The sequence below is a fragment of the Chitinophaga sp. genome, from assembly GCF_039596155.1.
GTDB lineage: Bacteria > Bacteroidota > Bacteroidia > Chitinophagales > Chitinophagaceae > Chitinophaga.
In genome coordinates this window covers 127247-144679 of sequence record NZ_JBCNKF010000009.1, presented here as the reverse complement: position 1 = coordinate 144679, position 17433 = coordinate 127247, and the positions used below count along the sequence as shown (strand labels likewise).

General features: G+C 45.9%; 10 protein-coding genes. 5 read left to right on the top strand and 5 right to left on the bottom strand.

Annotated elements, in window-relative coordinates:
- Positions 1-2: 2 nt before the first annotated feature.
- From hisG to ABDW33_RS11265, 4 genes are all read right to left on the bottom strand, one after another.
- The gene (hisG, locus tag ABDW33_RS11280) at positions 3-857 is read right to left on the bottom strand and encodes an ATP phosphoribosyltransferase (RefSeq protein WP_343690169.1); all 855 of its coding nucleotides are present in this window, start codon (positions 855-857) and stop codon (positions 3-5) included.
- 498 nt (positions 858-1355) lie between these two features.
- The gene (bglX, locus tag ABDW33_RS11275; RefSeq protein ID WP_343690168.1) at positions 1356-3644 is read right to left on the bottom strand and encodes a beta-glucosidase BglX; all 2289 of its coding nucleotides are present in this window, start codon (positions 3642-3644) and stop codon (positions 1356-1358) included.
- A gap of 145 nt (positions 3645-3789) precedes the next feature.
- Positions 3790-5286 (bottom strand): glycoside hydrolase, encoded by a 1497-nt coding sequence (locus ABDW33_RS11270; RefSeq protein ID WP_343690167.1) that lies wholly within the window; start codon positions 5284-5286, stop codon positions 3790-3792.
- Positions 5262-6236: a pectinesterase family protein gene (locus tag ABDW33_RS11265; protein WP_343690166.1), complete on the bottom strand. Its 975-nt coding sequence runs from the start codon at positions 6234-6236 to the stop codon at positions 5262-5264. The genes ABDW33_RS11270 and ABDW33_RS11265 overlap by 25 nt, the downstream gene beginning before the upstream one ends.
- A 110-nt stretch (positions 6237-6346) precedes the next feature.
- Between ABDW33_RS11265 and ABDW33_RS11260 the strand changes: the two genes are divergently transcribed.
- The 5 genes from ABDW33_RS11260 (at position 6347) to ABDW33_RS11240 (ending at position 15856) form a co-directional block, all read left to right on the top strand.
- The gene (locus ABDW33_RS11260; protein ID WP_343690165.1) at positions 6347-6937 is read left to right on the top strand and encodes an RNA polymerase sigma-70 factor; all 591 of its coding nucleotides are present in this window, start codon (positions 6347-6349) and stop codon (positions 6935-6937) included.
- A gap of 154 nt (positions 6938-7091) precedes the next feature.
- The gene (locus ABDW33_RS11255) at positions 7092-8276 is read left to right on the top strand and encodes a FecR domain-containing protein (protein ID WP_343690164.1); all 1185 of its coding nucleotides are present in this window, start codon (positions 7092-7094) and stop codon (positions 8274-8276) included.
- Positions 8277-8510: 234 nt separating this feature from the next.
- Positions 8511-11867 carry a SusC/RagA family TonB-linked outer membrane protein gene (locus tag ABDW33_RS11250; RefSeq protein WP_343690163.1) on the top strand — a complete coding sequence of 1119 codons (3357 nt, stop codon included), beginning with the start codon at positions 8511-8513 and terminating at the stop codon, positions 11865-11867.
- Between the two features lie 20 nt (positions 11868-11887).
- Complete coding sequence (locus tag ABDW33_RS11245) at positions 11888-13267, top strand: RagB/SusD family nutrient uptake outer membrane protein (protein ID WP_343690162.1); 1380 nt, start codon at positions 11888-11890, stop codon at positions 13265-13267.
- Positions 13268-13294: 27 nt separating this feature from the next.
- On the top strand, positions 13295-15856 hold the full coding sequence (locus ABDW33_RS11240) for a zinc-dependent metalloprotease (protein ID WP_343690161.1): 2562 nt from the start codon (positions 13295-13297) through the stop codon (positions 15854-15856).
- A 78-nt stretch (positions 15857-15934) separates the two neighbouring features.
- On the opposite strand, the gene ABDW33_RS11235 is transcribed toward ABDW33_RS11240, so the two are convergent.
- Positions 15935-17416, bottom strand: coding sequence for a RagB/SusD family nutrient uptake outer membrane protein (locus tag ABDW33_RS11235; RefSeq protein WP_343690160.1), 1482 nt, complete (start codon positions 17414-17416; stop codon positions 15935-15937).
- Positions 17417-17433 lie beyond the last annotated feature (17 nt).

The window sequence follows — 17433 nt, the reverse complement described above, 5'->3', positions numbered from 1 at the left end:
TATTAAATGATCATCTTTTCAATTGGAACTACCAGTATACCCTGGGCACCTGCTTCTTTCAGGCTTTCAATGATATCCCAGAACTCATTTTCATTCAGTACTGAATGTACGGAGCTCCAGCCTTCTTCTGCCAGTGGCAGTACGGTAGGACTCTTCATACCTGGCAGCAGTGCAATGATCTCTTTCAGTTTATCATTTGGCGCATTCAGCAGAATGTACTTGGTATTCTTGGCTTTCTTTACAGCCTGGATGCGGAATTGCAGTTTGCGAAGAATAGCTTCCTGCTCCGTTGTAAGATGATCATTAGAGATCAGTACTGCCTCAGATTTCAGGATCACTTCCACTTCCTTCAGACCGTTCATGAACAGGGTAGAACCACTGCTTACCAGGTCACAGATAGCATCTGCCAAACCGATACCTGGAGCGATTTCTACGGAACCACTGATCTCATGAATGTCTGCAGTCAGGCCATGGTCCTTCAGGAACTTCTCGAGGATCACAGGATAGCTGGTAGCGATACGCAGCTTATCCATGTCTTTGACACCATTGTATTCCACTGACTTGGCAACAGCAAGGGAGAGACGGCATTTGCCAAAACCCAGTTTTTCTACTGTTCTTACAGGGCGGTTCTTTTCCAGTACCACGTTTTCACCAACGATGCCCAGGTCTGCTACGCCATCTTCCACGTACTGCGGAATATCGTCATCGCGCAGGAAGAAGACTTCCAGCGGGAAATTACTGGCTTCTGTTTTCAGCTTATTAACACCATTGTTGATGTCGATACCGCATTCTTTCAACAGCTTGATGGAATCGTCGTGTAAACGTCCTGATTTCTGAATGGCAATTCTCAGTTTCATGTTCTTGTTAATGTTCCGTGAAAACAAAAAAGGGGCTTACCGTTTGGTAAGCCCCTGATAATGTTCTAATATCTTAATAGTACATATTATCATCCCAGCCTACCTGCTTGGTAAGAAATGATGGTGATGATGGGTATGTACGTTTGCGTTCATGTTTGTTTTGAATAACGGGGCAAAGGTAGGAAGTATTTCTTTAAATAAAATTAAAATTTTAGCGGCGCTTTTAAATCGTTTCTAATACCGGTTGGTATTAGCTCATATATAAGTAAAAGATATAGGTAACCCGCCTTTAAGCTGTTTATAACTCGGAGATAACCCGTAGATAACCCGCCTCTTTATAGATGCGGGATATTAGCGGGTTATAGGCGGGTTATAGGCGGAATATCTGCGGGTTATCTGCGGAATATCTCCGAAAAAGCCCCGAAGAAAGGGTAATAAAAATGGCCGGCTGCGGGCAGCCGGCCATTTCAGGACTAAATTTATACCTGTCAGTATTTCTTATGGTACCAATGTGAAGTCTGCAGCCTGTGTATCGCGGCTGTTACCACCTACGAATACGGAGAAATCACCTGGTTCAGCTACATATTTCAGGTCTGAATTATAGAATTTCAGGTCATTGACGTTCAGTTCAAAGGTCACCGTCTGTGTCTGTCCTTTCTTCAGGGAGATCTTTTTGAAGTTTTTCAGCTCCTTTACCGGGCGGGTTACGCTGGCTACCTTATCACGGATGTACAGCTGTACAACTTCTTCCCCATCATAATTACCGCTGTTGGTCACTGCTACGCTTACCTTTACAGTACCTGCTGCCGCGGCCTTCAACTGGGTTTTATCCAGCTGTACGGGGCCATACGTGAATTTGGTATAGCTCAGGCCATAACCAAATGGATACAGTGGTTCGTTTGTAATATCCAGGTATTTGGTAGAATACTTATTGTTTGGATCTTCAGGACGACCGGTATTCTTATGATTGTAATAAATAGGAATCTGGCCTACGCTGCGCGGGAAGGTCATGGTCAGCTTGCCAGCCGGGTTGTAATCGCCAAAAAGTACGTCTGCGATGGAGTTACCGGCTTCTGTACCCAGGAACCATGTTTCCACAATAGCGGGGATATGGGCATCTTCCCACTCCAGTGTCAGCGGGCGGCCATTCATCAGTACCAGTACAACTGGTTTGCCGGTGGCATATACAGCTCTCAGCAGTTTTTCCTGGTTTTCCGGAATGCTGATATCAGAACGGCTGGCAGCTTCACCACTCATGCCGTAGGATTCACCCAGTGCCATTACCACGATATCTGATTGCTGTGCCAGTGCCACGGCATCGGCCAGCATACCAGCGCTGTTCGCTGTATCTTCTGCTGTCAGCACTGCTTTCTGTAAAGCTCTTTTCAGCAGGGTGGTATCGCTGGTGTAATGTGCACCACGCAGGTAAGTTACCTTTCCTGCACCACTCAGTTTCTGCTTAATACCTTCCAGCAGCGTAACTGATTTGGTATAATCACCTGCTGCAGACCAGTTACCGATCATATCTCTTTTACTATCTGCCAGGGGCCCGATCAGGGCAATTTTTGCCTCTTTCTTCAGGGGCAGCAGCTGTTGCTGATTTTTCAGCAGTACTATGGAGCGGGCACCGATTTCGCGGGCTGTTGCACGGTGTTCCGGTGTCAGGATCTCTTTTGCGGGTCTGCTGTTGTCACAGTATAGATAAGGATCTTTAAAGAGGCCCAGATCATACTTGGCAGAAAGGATACGATATACACAAGTATCGATCTGTGCCACCGTCAGCTTCTTATCAGCGACCAGCTTTGCCAGTTGCCGGGTATATACGCTCCCCTGCATATCCATGTCTACGCCGGCCTTCAACGCCAGTTCTGCTACTTTGTTTTCATCGCCCACACCATGTGCCATCATTTCATTGATCGCCGTGTAGTCTGTGACCACGAAACCTTTGAAGCCCCATTGCTTGCGAAGCAGGTCTGTCATCAGCCATTTGTTGCCGGTAGCAGGAATACCGTCTACTTCGTTGAAGGAAGTCATTACAGTAGCTACACCTGCATCAACTGCTGCTTTGTATGGTGGCAGGTAATACTCGTACATTTTCTGGCGGCTCATGTCTACTGTATTGTAGTCACGACCCGCTTCCACAGCGCCATAGAGGGCAAAGTGCTTTACGCAGGCCAGGATGGTATTGTTCAGGGAGAGGTCAGTACCCTGGTAGCCTTTCACTTTCGCTTTGGCTACCTGTACACCATACCAGGTGTCTTCGCCTACCCCTTCGGCTACACGTCCCCAGCGTGGGTCACGCGCGATATCCACCATCGGGGAGTAAGTCCATTGCAACCCATCAGCACTGGCTTCTACAGCAGCAATGCGGGCACTCTTTTCCATCAGGGACAGATCCCAGGTACAGGCTTCTCCCAATGGAATAGGGAAGATGGTCTTGTGACCATGAATCACGTCGTATCCAAATAACAAAGGAATTTTAAGACGGGTTTTCATTGCCAGGTCCTGCAGCTGTCGGGTATACTGTGGGGTGTAAGCGTTGAAAATAGAGCCGCAGCGGCCTTCTTCAATGTCTTTTTTGTATCCCGCGTTCATGAATGGGCCGGTAACGTCCATTTCGCTGGTGAGCAGGTTCAGCTGCCCGATCTTTTCTTCCAGCGTCATTTTTTTGATCAGGTTATTAATAAACGCCTGTTTACCATTCTGATTGTTCTTCGTCTGTGCAGTTGCACCGCCTGCTAAGCTGAGCGCTAGCAAGCCGGCAAGGATTCGTTTACGGCTATTCATAACATGTGTGTTTTTTGTTCGTATCAGAATCGCGAAGATACAAAAATGAAAATGGTCTTATCATGATAAAAGTTAGGAAAACGCAGAACGGGGCACTTCTCCCTTCGGTGGAAGTGCCCCGTTCCGGACAAGCCCTGCGGGCGGCCTACAAAGGTAAAACTACCTTCTTCAATTGCTTACTATGATACTTTTCAACATTATCCACATATATGAAATATCCCTTCTTTTTATAATTCCAGCTGACGGTGATCATATGTCCGTGATACGGAATATTTGATAACTGAAACCATTTCCAGGGCACTATCGGATCGATGGTTACCTTGTTCTCAATAATTGGGCGGATGCCTATGAGGTCGTTGATCACAAGATCACAGAAACCAGAATGGTTGTAATAACTACTCCTGGGATTATCTCCCTTTAACCAATACCCGGTTTTCTCATCCTGGTATTCTCCTACATAGGGTTGTCCGTTTTTCTGATGAGATCGGGCGTAGGTTTGCAGCATATCGTAATAGACAGCCGGTGTCATGCCTCCCTTGTACTTATAATCACGTAATAAATTGGACAACGCCTTTAGTGTTTGTGTAGTTGCAAACGGCCAGAGTGCACCATCCCACTCACAACCACCGGTACCGTGGCTCCGGAATGCCGGATGCCTTCTCTCAGCTGTTGTGATGCCCCACGGTGCATTGAAACCAGCGGTGTCGATTAATTGTTGCCATGCACGGGCATACTTTACCTGATCGTCGGGTAAATTGAAATACCAGGGAATAAAACCAATCTCTTCACGTGCAGCCGACAAGCCACCTTTTGCAAAGTGTACTTTAAAAAAGCCGGCCTTGCTATCCCACATACTATCTTCAGTCAGTGTTTTTAGCTTAGCAGCATCATTGGCATACCATTTCGCCAGCGTATCATTACCAGCCAGCTTTGCCATAGCTACCATTGCAATGGCATTGCCATACATATAACTGTTGATAGTAGGGCGGATATGTTTTTCTTTTCTGCTGCCGCTGATGGATTCTTCCATCCCATCCTTTACATCGAACTGCCAGAATAACCCATCTGGAAGTCGCCTTTCCTTCTCCCATAAATGATAATCAGCATCCATGTAGGGCAATAAACTTTTAGCCATGCCCACATCTCCGTTTACTTTTATGTTTTCGTACACGGCCCACGCTGCCCAGCTACTGAACTGATGGAATTTCGGTGCCTTCTGCTGCGCATCTGCCATGAACCAATACCGGATATCCTGGTTGATGTATTGTGTATCTCTCAGCCATCTGCCTTCATTGATATGATGCCCTAATGCACAACTGAGGGCATTGTACCTGCCCGCATGTTTTACGGGTAAAATAAACTCTGTGAAAATGAAACCATCCGGTGTTTCCTTCAGGTGCTTTCTGAAAGTCCACCACCGGTAATAGTAGGTTTTTTCTATGATGCTATCCGGACAAGCCAGTAGTGGAATGTTTTTATTCAGCCATTCATAAGCCTGTGCATTATTCACATAGTTCTGCACCGTTTCACTATCGACTGCATTGAAGTAATTCACATAATCTTTTAGTGATCGCTGGCTATATGCCTTATTGCCTAATAAGAAGAAGATGATAACGATCAGCGTTGTACGGTTGGCTCCCACTCATTCAGGATTTTAGTGATTTTAATGGCTTTTGCCTCCTGTTTGCTCAATTGTTTTGACCAGCTCACACGCTGACTGGTACCCGCTCCCGGTCCATTATTTTCATACTCTCTATACCTGGCCGTCTGCTCGTTCTCTACCCGGTCCCAGTTATGCCAGCCGGCAGGCAGGATATGTTTTCCCAACGTACAGTGCATGAACAAAGTAGCTGCATAAGGTCGCCATGGCCGGCCCAGGTACACTTTTGTAGCGGTATCTGCGGCAGACAGGTTACAATGTATAAACACATAGCCAAAGGGTTGATGGGCGGTTGTAGAAGCTGCTGTGATGTAAGAGTTTCTTTTGCTGAAGATGTTGCAGTCTTTGAATACTGCAGTCGCTGCGCCAAATATAAAATCAGTTGTACCCTCTATATAACAGCTATCATAAAACTGCCGGCTATCTTCCTTGCCGGCATACAAGGTATCCTGGTTCCCCAGCAGTTTGCAATTTCTGAAGATACACCTGTCTCCTTCCACATGCAGTGCAACTGCCTGCCCTACCTGACCAGCTGCATTCTCAATTGTCAGATTCTGGAGGACCACATCATTGCCTTGCACCAATACTGTATAAGAGGTAAAGGTGCTGAACTTGTCTTTCCCATTGATGTCCCTCCCCCCGGGATATGGCTTACCTGAAAAATCACTATTCGTGATGATAGTACTATCCCTGGATTCACCAATTAGTGTGATACCGGTCTTCCAGGAAGGAATGACCAGCTTCTCATGATAAGTTCCTTTCTTTATAAAAATGGTGACTCTCCAGTATTGAAAGTCTCTGACGGCATTCACCGCATCCTGGATCGTCTGGAAATCTCCGCTGCCGTCGTGGGCGACTACCAACAGCTTTTTCTCCTGTGCGGAGAGAGATACAGTGCAAAAGAGCAGGTATAAATAAACAAGGTGCTTCATAACAGGAATTTATAGCAGGCGGAAGCTATAAAAATCCGTTTATAACACGAAGGTTTATTTACGCAATCGTTACCGGAAAAAATACAGTCTTTTATGTAATTTTATCGTCGATGCACCATCCGGACGACATAGCACTAGTGAACAAGTTGGCGAGCAATGATGAAGGAGCCTTTGAGGCCCTCTTTCATAAATATAAAGATAAACTATATTCATTCCTCTTACACCTTGGCAACTCTCCTACAGCCGCAGAAGACGTTCTTCAGGACGTATTCCTGAAGTTATGGACACGCCGTGCTCAGCTGGGTGATATCGACAATTTCAACGCATATTTGTTTCGCATGGCGGCCAATCAGGCTATTAACCTCATGCGCAGGCAGAGCCGGGAAATAAAGATCCTGGATGAATTGCAGTTGTTCACCATTGATGAAAACGGGACTGCCCAGGCCATGTCGGAGAAGGAAGTGCAGGAGGTACTGGCCAAAGCGCTGGCTACATTGCCACAGCAGCAGTATAAAGTGTTTATGCTTAGCCGTGAACATGGACTTAAGTATGAAGAAATAGCAGCGGAGATGGGCATTTCGGCGGCTACCGTTCGTAATCATATGGTGCAGGCGCTCAAAAAGATCAGGACATACCTGGAGTCTTCACATATTATCAGCATTATATATCTGTACATCATATTAGCAGAGAAGTTGAAATAGGTAGTGGTCATTTGTGTCGCATTCACGTAAAGATTGTTCCTTCGCATACCCTCCCCAAAAATTATTTACTTTTTTTTTCGGATCGACTAGACCGATCCTTTCACTTGTTTGTCTTATACATAAGGGACGAACATTTTTTAAGAAAATCAGCCACATGTCGATAGACAGGATCACAGCATTACTGGAGAAATTAACATCCAACACCTGCACCTGGCAGGAGAAAAAAGAGCTATTCACGCTGATTGAAGGCGTGGACGATCCGCAGCTAAAAGCTGTGCTGGAAGCTGCATGGCTACAATATAACCAGCCGACTCATAACCTATCCGACGCTTCTTCAAGCATTATTCTCAACAACATTTTACAACGGAACCAGCCAACCCGCGTTCTATTTATCCGTCAATGGCGCGCTGCGGCTGTAGCGGCCGCAGCTGCGCTATTAATTGGATTCAGCATTTACAGGTTTACGGGATCTCCTTCTGCCAAACAGGAACCTGTTACTATCGCATCAAATATCCAGGCTCCTGCCACACACAAAGCCACCATCACATTATCTAATGGACAACAGGTGCTGGCAGACAGCATTGCCAACGACCAACTCGTGATGCAGGGTCAGACAAAGGTGATCAGACTTGCCAGCGGTGAGATCGTTTACCAACCACAGGGACAACATGAAGAAGTTTTACTGAATACGCTTACGAATCCAAAAGGAAGCCAGGTGACTTCCGTTACATTATCTGATGGTAGCCGCGTATGGCTCAATGCAGGTACCACGCTTACCTACCCGGTTGCCTTTTCAGGCAGCGAGAGAAAGGTGACGGTATCAGGGGAAGCTTATTTTGAAGTAGCATCCGCAGGTGACCACAAAATTCCTTTTTTAGTAAATATCAGAACCAACCAAAGAGATAGCAGTCTTGTTACTGTGCTGGGTACACATTTTAATATCAAAGCTTATGAGGACGAAGCAGACACGAGAGTAACGCTGTTACAGGGTAGCGTACAGGTAGACCATCAGCAGCAGGGCCTCCGGATTGTGCCCGGACAACAGGCCAGATATGCTGCCGGCAAACAAATACAGGTCAGCACAGCAGCATCTGCCGAGGAGGTAGTGGCATGGAAAGAAGGGCTTTTTGCCTATCAAAACAGCAATATCGCCCAGGTATTGCGCGATGCCGCCCGCTGGTATGACATAGATATTGTATATGCAGGCAACAAAATACCGGATGACACCTTTACAGGCGAAATACCACGCTCCGCTACACTCACAGAGTTATTATCAATTTTAAAGATGAGCCGGGTTCACTTCAAATTGGAAGGCAGACAACTGACAGTATTGAATTAATCATACACCACCTTATACCGGGATCATGTGATTAGATACGAAAACGCCCCGAATGGGGGTTCGGGGCGCGATTTGTCTGAGTCACTTATCATAAATAGTCAAGCCAGACTAACTTATTTTTTTACCGTCTGAACGGAGTTCATCCGGGATGACTCAAATCCAGCCAAATCTATGCTGTTAAATGCAAACGGCAAAACATTGCCGTGTCTGTCATCAACCAAACTTCTGTTGATTATGAAATTCACAGTCGTATTTGTATTGGTCGCTTGTTTACAGGTCAAGGCCAGCACTTATGCACAGAATGTGTCATTGAATGTTCGAAACGCTTCCCTGGAGCTGGTATTTAAAGAATTTAAGAAGCAAACAGGGTACAATTTTTTTTACAATGATGCGATGGTCCGCACAGGTATTCCTGTGACTGTAGACCTGAAAGCTATGCCGCTTGAAGAAGCGCTGAAACAGGCGTTGTATAATCAGCCACTTACCTTCTCTATTGTGAACAAAACAGTAGTACTGAAGGATAAGCTTTCTCAGCCAGACTTTACAACACTGCCGGCCCCTCCGGAGGAATTGCATGGCCGCGTGGCCGATTCCCTTGGGAATATGCTTATTGGTGCTACCGTGCGTGTAAAGGGCACGAAAGAAGTAGTGATCACTGATGGCAACGGTAACTTTGTTCTCAAAAATGTAGATGATAACCAAACGCTGATTGTTTCCTTTACAGGTTATATCACAAAAGAAGTACCTGTAAAAGAAGGCAATGGCAGGGTCTACCTGATCAGACTGTCCCGTTCCAGCAATCCGCTGGATGAAGTACAGGTGATCGCTTATGGTACCAATACCAGGAGATATAATATCGGGAACGTATCTACCGTCACATCGGCAGATATCAAAGCATCTGGTGGTACGAATGTTACCACTGCGCTGAATGGCCGTGTGCCAGGTCTGGAAGTAAGCTTATTCAGTGGTGTACCCGGTGCCAGACAAGCATTCCAGGTAAGAGGACAAAATACGCTGGCAAGTTCTGCATCTATTACTGCCTACGATCAACCCCTCATTATCGTTGATGGCATTCCATTGCCTGCGCAGAACAATGACATCTCCCTATTGCTCAACAGCTTTAACTCAGGTAATGGAGCCAGTGGTTTCAGTACTCTGAATGGCCTGAATCCTTCAGATATCGAAAGCATCAGTGTACTGAAAGATGCAGATGCGACTTCTATCTATGGTTCACAGGGTGCAAATGGTGTAGTGGTGATCACGACCAAAAAAGGCAGACCAGGCAGGAATAGAGTGGTTGTAAGTGTAGTAACCGGCCCAAGCAAGATTTCACGCGGACTGGATATGATGGATACAAGGCAGTACCTAAATATGCGTCATCAGGCTATTACCATGGATAGTATTACAACGTTCCCCACAGACCAGAGCTACTTCAGAGACCTGTTTGTTTTTGATACTACAAAGTATACTGACTTTGTGAAGAAATATTTTGGTGGTACAGCGAATAGTACTGACGCACACCTCAGCATGTCTGGTGGTGCAGGCTATAGTACTTATATGGTATCTGCCGGTTATACCAGACAATCATATAATCTGCCGGGCAACTTTGCAGATAAACGCTATACCCTGCATAGCGCATTGGGTACGCACAGTGCAAATAATAAGATCCGGGCTGACTTCGGTAGTGATGTGTCTTATGAATCCAATAATTCTTCAGGCAGCACTTCACTGGGTAAGGCCATGACGACAGTACCGAATAACCCGGATATGCTGGATGCAAACGGCAACCTGGTATGGATCTACAAAGGGCAGGACATCAGCAGCAACCAGTTGCTCGCAGAATTAAAAAAGCCTTACAACATAGACAGCTACCTGTTCAACAACTACCTCCGCTTAGGTTACGAGGTGATTCCTGGTCTGAACCTGGCAGTGAATGCCGGTTGGGCCATGAATATGACCAAACAGTATAGCGCATTGCCACTTGCTGCAGTGAAACCGGGTAATGGCACTACTGCTCAGGCCAATTTTGGTCAGAGCAATAACCAGACTATTAACGTTGAGCCTCAACTGGATTATAAAAAGACAATTGGTGATGGTGAACTGCAGGTATTGTTGGGTGGTACTTATAGAAAAGTAACTTCCGACTTTACACAGCAACTGGGTTCAGGTTATACAGACGATGAATTGCTCGGGACAATTATGGCTGCAACAGCTGTCAGCAATTCAGATGGTGCTGCTATCTATAAATATGTAGCAGGATTTGGCCGTATCAACTATATCTATAAGGAGAAATATATTGTGAACCTGACCGGTCGTCGTGATGGTTCCAGCAACTTCGGTCCTGGTCGCCGCTTTGGTAACTTTAGTTCTGCCGGTCTGGGCTGGATTATCTCTGAAGAGCCATTCATGAAGCCGTTAAACAAAGTGCTTAGCTATGCGAAGATTTCCGCTAACTATGGTACCAATGGTTCTGATGGTAATGCGCCATATAAGTATCAGCCATACTGGAAAGTATCTTCTGTATCCAGTACACCAAGTTTCGATGGCACCCGTCCTTATACAGCCACCAATCTATATAATCCTTATTATAGCTGGGCTTCCAAACATTCTATTAACCTGGGTCTGGACCTCGGCTTTATGGAAGATAAACTCCTGGTGAATATCGCCTTCTACCGCGCCAGAACCGGCAACCAGCTGACTGCATATACACTGCCTACACAAACAGGTTTCTCCAGTGTTGTCAGGAATATGGATGCCGTATTGCAGGACGCAGGTCTTGAATTGTCTATTACATCCCGCAACATTACCAACAAAGATTTTAAATGGACAACAGGTTTCAATATCTCCGCCAACCGGAATAAGCTGATCTCATTCCCTGGTCTGGCTACTTCTGCTTATGCAGCTACCTACTCCATTGGTAAGTCTACCAGCAGAATATACGGATTCAAATATGCCGGTATCAACGATACCACAGGCGCCTTCCAGTATTACAAGGCGAATGGTGCACTCACTTATACACCCAGCTATTCCAACGTTTCACTGGGTGGAGATATGCAGGAGATTGCCAATGCACAAACAGATTTCTTCGGTGGCCTGAACAATAATTTTTCTTATAAAAACTGGAATCTGAGCCTGTTCTTCAAGTTCAGTAAAGCAATGACGAGGAACTGGCTGAATGGTATACAGTATTCATCTACGTTGCCAGGTACCCAGGTCAACCTGCCTGCATTTACACAGGACCTTTTCTGGACCAAACCGGGAGATCATGCAACATTACAGCGATTAACCACAGGTTACTATGGTGCGGCTAGAAACGGACAGCTGGCACAGCGTGCAGGCAATTATTTCAGCAGCTCTTCAGCAGTGTATAGTGACAACACCTACCTGCGTCTGAAAAGTGTGATGCTGTCATATTCACTGCCTGCAAACAGTGTAAAGAAACTCGGTATCCAGGGCTGTACATTCAACGTAACTGCACAGAACCTTTTCACTATTACCAACTATAAGTTCGGTGATCCTGAAATGCCGGGTACATTGTATACTATACCACTTCAGCTGATCGTAACCGGTGGTTTTAATCTGGAGTTCTAATTGTTTAAATGCTTATTATCATGAAAAAAAATCTCGCCTTATATATCGTTGCAGCAGTGGCCTTGTTTGCTTTTTCCTGCAACAAGCTGATTGATATTCCGGATCATCCGATCGACCAGATCTCGGAAGGGAGTGTATTCCGTGACAGTGCAGATATTATGTCGGCTGTAGCAGGTGTCTATTCCAATTTCAAAGCGAACTTTTCCGGCGGTACTATTGGTGCTATACAGGTAACTGTCAATATGGGACAAGCTGCTGATGAATTGCTCTATGCATATAGTTCTACCTATGTAAACAATGCATATACACCAAGCGATGGAACGGCTGTCACTTTATGGGGTTCTGCCTATTCCAACCTATACCAGATGAATGCGAATATCATTGGTATCAGTGGTACTTCCGCTATCAGTGACTCGCTTAAAAAAGCGCTTGTAGCAGAGATGAAGTTTGACCGTGCCTTTTATTATTTCCATTTAGTAAACCTCTTTGGAGGCGTGCCTTTGGTAACAGTGACTGATTTCAATGTAACGTCTACACAGCCCAGGGCATCTGTGGACGAGGTCTATAAACTGATCCAGGCGGACCTGGCGGAAGCCCGTTCCGGATTAAAGGCAAATTATTCATCTACTGCCGGTACCAGGATCCGTCCGAATCTGTATACAGCCATGGCACTCTCTGCGAAGGTGTTCTTATATCGCCAGCAATGGGATAGCGCTGCGTTGATGGTGAACCAGATCTTAGCATCTGGTCTTTATTCAATGGCATCTACACCATCTACTATATTCCTGACAGGAAGCAATGAAATTATCTGGAGTCTGCCAGGTAGCATATCTTCCAACTACAATTATCAGACAGGTGAAGGTTATACATTACTGCCTTCTTCCATATACTCTGCGCCTGCTTACCAGGTAAATAGTCTGCTGAGCAATGCATTTGAGGAAAATGACCTCCGCAAGGCTTCCTGGATTACGTCAATGTCTCTTTACGGAAGTACCTACTATTATCCAACAAAATATAAAAACAGGACATACCAGGCAGCAACCAGCGAGATCTATGTCATGTTCCGACTGGCTGATATGTACCTGGTGCTGGCAGAAGCTGAAGCTCATCTTGGCCAGACTTCCGACGCTATCACCCATTTGAATATTGTACGTACCCGGGCTGGCCTTTCAGGATATACAGGCAGCAACGACGACCTCCTGACTGCTATCCTCCACGAGCGCCAGGTAGAAATGGCTTTCGAATGGGGTAACCGCTGGTACGATCTGAAACGTACCGGTACGATCGATGCAGTATTGGGTGCCGAAAAAACATCCTGGAAACCGTATGCAGCATTACTCCCGATTCCTGCTACCCAGTTGTCTGCCAATGCAGCACTCAAACAGAATGATGGTTACTAGTCATAATAAACAAAATTCAAACGAATCATGCTCAAATGCCAACGTTCTACGATAGCCATCGCCATAGGGATTTCTCTTATGGCGGTGACCACCGTTCATGGTCAGATCTTTAGACACAAAAAGAAACAACAGCCTGCCGCACAGAAAGGCGCTACACCCGCTGACTCCACAAAGAAGCCCACTACTACCCCTGTTAAACCATACAAGGAAGTGATCACGGCTGATATGAAATCCAGCAAAGGTTTCATTACTGTACACCAGAAAGACGAGAAGTATTTCTTTGAAGTGCCTAATAAGATAATGGGCAGAGACATCCTCATCGTGAGCCGTGTTTCAAAAGCATCTGCTGAAATGCGTAACGGTAGCGCCGGCTATGCCGGTGACCAGATTGGGGAAACTGTATTCCGTTTCGAACTGGGACCTGCCAAAAAATTGCTCTTACGCCGTATCTCTTTCAGAGAATACAGCGAAGACAGTACCCAGGCAATGTTCGCAAGTGTACAGAAAAACAATGTGCAGGCCATCGCAATGGCATTTACCATCGCTGCATACGCACCTGATTCAAGTGGTGTGGTATTCGATGCGACTGAATTTGTAAACAGCGACAACGAAGTCCTCTACTTCCAGAAGAAAGCATTCAAGGACAAAGCAGGTATGGGTTCGCAGGTCAATGACCGTAGCTTTGTCGATTATGTACGTGCCTTTACTTCCAATGTAGAAGTGCATGCAGTAAAGACTTATACTGCCGGTCTGAACCCGACATCTTCTTCTTATACTGTAGAGCTGAACTCCTCTATGGTACTGCTGCCCGAAAAACCAATGAAAGCACGTGCCATGGATGGTCGTGTGGGGTACTTCACAGTAGGTTACATTGACTACGATGCAGATCCCCAGGGTGTAAAACAACAGATCTATGTAAAACGCTGGAGACTGGAACCTAAGCCTGCAGATGTGGAAAAGTATAAACGTGGTGAACTGGTAGAACCAGCTAAACCAATTGTATATTACATCGATCCTACCACGCCTAAGAAATGGGTACCTTACCTGATCCAGGGTGTAAATGACTGGCAGAAAGCCTTCGAAAAGATCGGTTTCAAAAATGCCGTGTATGCACGCATTGCTCCTACCAAAGAAGAAGACAGCACCTGGAGCATTGATGATGCGACCCACTCTGCTATCATCTATCGTCCTTCTGTGATTGCCAATGCTATGGGACCAAGCGTTTCCGACCCGCGTAGTGGTGAGATCATCGAAAGTCATATCTTTTGGTATCACAACGTAATGAGCCTGCTGCAACGCTGGTACATGGCACAATGTGGTGCTGTTGATCCACGTGCACTCAGCAACGAACTGCCGGATTCCCTGATGGGCCAGCTCATCCGTTTCGTCTCTTCCCACGAAGTAGGTCATACACTGGGTCTGTTGCACAACTTCGGTTCCAGCTCCACTGTACCTGTTGAAAAACTGCGCGACAAGGCATGGGTAGAAGCACATGGCCATACCCCTTCTATCATGGACTATGCACGTTTCAACTACGTAGCACAGCCTGAAGATCATATTGGTGAAGCGGGCCTGTTCCCACGTATTAATGACTACGATTACTGGGCCATTAAGTGGGGATACGACATGCACCATGAATATAAAAATGCTGCTGAAGAAAAAGCGGCCTTGTCTAAAATGGTGAGCGATAGCCTGGCAGCTAACCACCGCCTGTACTTTGGCAGTGAAGTGAACTTCACCGATGCCCGTTGTCAGAACGAAGACCTGGGTGACGACGCCGTAAAAGCCGGTGAATATGGTATCAAAAATCTGAAAAGATTAATGCCGGGTATATTGAGCTGGGCAGGTGAAAAAGGGGAAGACTTTGACAAACCGCTGGAACAGGTGAAAACCCTGTATAGCCAGTTCTTTATGTACATCGGTCACGCGATGGCCAATATCGGTAGTGTATATGTGACTGAAAACATGGTAGGCGATGCGGCAAAAAGCAACGTCGCACCAGCACCCTATGAGAAACAAAAAGCAGCCATGGCTTTTGTGAACAGGCAAATGTTTGAAACGCCTACCTGGCTGCAAAGCGAACTGATAGAAAGAACTACGCTGAACTTCGTTACTGAAATCGGTGAAGCACAACGTGATCTGCTGAATGGCATACTGAGTCGTGCACGTTTCAGCCGCCTGCTATGGTCAGAGCAGGTATATGCGGCGGAAAAACATGTGAAAGTATACACCCTGACCGAAATGTTCGACGATCTGAATAAAGGCATCTTTACCGAAGCTTATGCAGGTAAGAGTGTCGACATGTATCGTCGTGCTTTACAGAAAAGCTATATTGCACGATTAATGCAGCAGGTATTTATCGGTAACCAGGATGGAAATATCAGTGACCAGGTGATGCCATTCGGTTTCAACTTTGACAAGTCAGACGAAAGAGCATTGGTGAAAGAGAACCTGCTGAAAATCCTGGCACTCTGTAAGAAACAGGCCGCGAATGCTGGTCTGGACAAACTGACCAGGTTACACTATGACGATTTGGTTGTTAAAATAAACGCGCAGTTAGCTGCGGAAAAATCAGGATTGATAAAGTAAAGATAAAATGAACGTACCCCAACCTATCCTTGAAAACCCTATCTAAAAAAAACGTCCGCTTTCGCGGACGTTTTTTTGTTATTTCCATTCGTCATTCTGTGTCAGGTTCTTATTCGCATCCAGTTCATTTTGTGGCAATGGCCAGATGTAGTACTTCGTGGTAAAAGTAACCCCCTGGATATTAGGTTTGCTGGTCGCGTCTACAAATACATTGTTTGGTAAGTCATATATCATATGTGTACGCTGGATATCGAAGTAAGCTTTGTCTTCGAAAGCCAGTTCATGATAACGCTCCTTCCACACCTGCTGACGGAATGCATCCTTTGTCAGGCCGGACAGTGGTGCCAGGTTCGCTCTTGCACGGATGGCGTTGATCTGGGTATAAGCGGCATCCGTTGGCCCGTTTACTTCATTACTTGCTTCTGCAAAGATCAGCATAATCTCAGGCAGGCGGAACAAGGTCCAGTTCTCATCTGAGTTGGCATCACCGGTAGTTGGATTAGCCGCTTCTTCCAGCCAGTATTTATACAGGGCATATTCACCGAAATCCCTGCCATTGTAATTGGTAAAAAAGAACTGTTTTTCTTCTGCGCGCTTATCACCCGGTTCATAGGAAGCTACGAACTGGTTGTATGGCATGAGTGCACCATATTCATCCCCAAACTTCGATATACCGATCTTTTCAGGTATGATCAGGCGCGCAATATTGTTGGAGATAATGCTTCCGGAATATTGCACCTGCAGAATGAACTCACTCCCATTTTTATGTGCCCTGTCGTGCAGGTAGGCATAGCTGGTAAACAACTGGTAGTTGCCACTATTGATCACTTCAGCAGCCTTATCGGCAGCCAGCTGGTAGTAAGCCGTACCTTTCTGCAATGGATATCCTGCCATGGTCAGGTATACACTGGATAATAATGACTTTACCGCCATTTTTGAAACACGGCCTGTTACATCAGAAGCAGGCAGTGCAGATGCTTCCGCCAGTTGCAGATCTTTCACGATCTGGTCGTATACTTCTGCAGCAGGTGTGCGGCTCGGATATAACAGGGGACTGTTTGCACTTACTGCTTCCAGCACCAATGGTACATCACCATACAAGCGTACCAGGTGGTAATAGTAGAAGGCACGCAGGAAATATAACTGCCCCATCAGGTTGCTCTTCTGGTTATCATCCATGCTTACATCAGGAATGTGCTGGATCGCCACATTGCAGTTGGAAATCCCGTTGTAAAAGCCTTTCCATACCGACATGAATACAGGATCGCTGGTACCGGCGGTATGTTTGATCATACTACTGTTGTAGGTACTCTGCCCCAGCGTTTTTGCATGTCCTACCAGCATTTCCATAGAGATCCACGGCGTTTCACCATAGCCATCTCCATTCTGGAAGACCCTTAATTGTTCGTAGGCACCGTCTACGGCTGACTGTGCCTGGGTGGCATTCTTATAATAATTATCAATCGTGATAGATGAAGGATTCTTCTCTTCCAGGAATTTACTACAGCCTGTCATACCCATCAGGGAGAGGCTTAATAATACTATTATACTGCGGTTCATAATGTACATTTAAGAGG

What these genes read in the sequence shown, in the direction of transcription:
- hisG (WP_343690169.1), bottom strand. Translation starts at nt 857, where the DNA reads ATGAAACTGAGAATTGCCATTCAGAAATCAGGACGTTTACACGACGAT.
- bglX (WP_343690168.1), bottom strand. Translation starts at nt 3,644, where the DNA reads ATGAATAGCCGTAAACGAATCCTTGCCGGCTTGCTAGCGCTCAGCTTA.
- ABDW33_RS11265 (WP_343690166.1), bottom strand. Translation starts at nt 6,236, where the DNA reads ATGAAGCACCTTGTTTATTTATACCTGCTCTTTTGCACTGTATCTCTC.
- ABDW33_RS11260 (WP_343690165.1), top strand. Translation starts at nt 6,347, where the DNA reads ATGCACCATCCGGACGACATAGCACTAGTGAACAAGTTGGCGAGCAAT.
- ABDW33_RS11255 (WP_343690164.1), top strand. Translation starts at nt 7,092, where the DNA reads ATGTCGATAGACAGGATCACAGCATTACTGGAGAAATTAACATCCAAC.
- ABDW33_RS11250 (WP_343690163.1), top strand. Translation starts at nt 8,511, where the DNA reads ATGAAATTCACAGTCGTATTTGTATTGGTCGCTTGTTTACAGGTCAAG.
- ABDW33_RS11245 (WP_343690162.1), top strand. Translation starts at nt 11,888, where the DNA reads ATGAAAAAAAATCTCGCCTTATATATCGTTGCAGCAGTGGCCTTGTTT.
- ABDW33_RS11240 (WP_343690161.1), top strand. Translation starts at nt 13,295, where the DNA reads ATGCTCAAATGCCAACGTTCTACGATAGCCATCGCCATAGGGATTTCT.
- ABDW33_RS11235 (WP_343690160.1), bottom strand. Translation starts at nt 17,416, where the DNA reads ATGAACCGCAGTATAATAGTATTATTAAGCCTCTCCCTGATGGGTATG.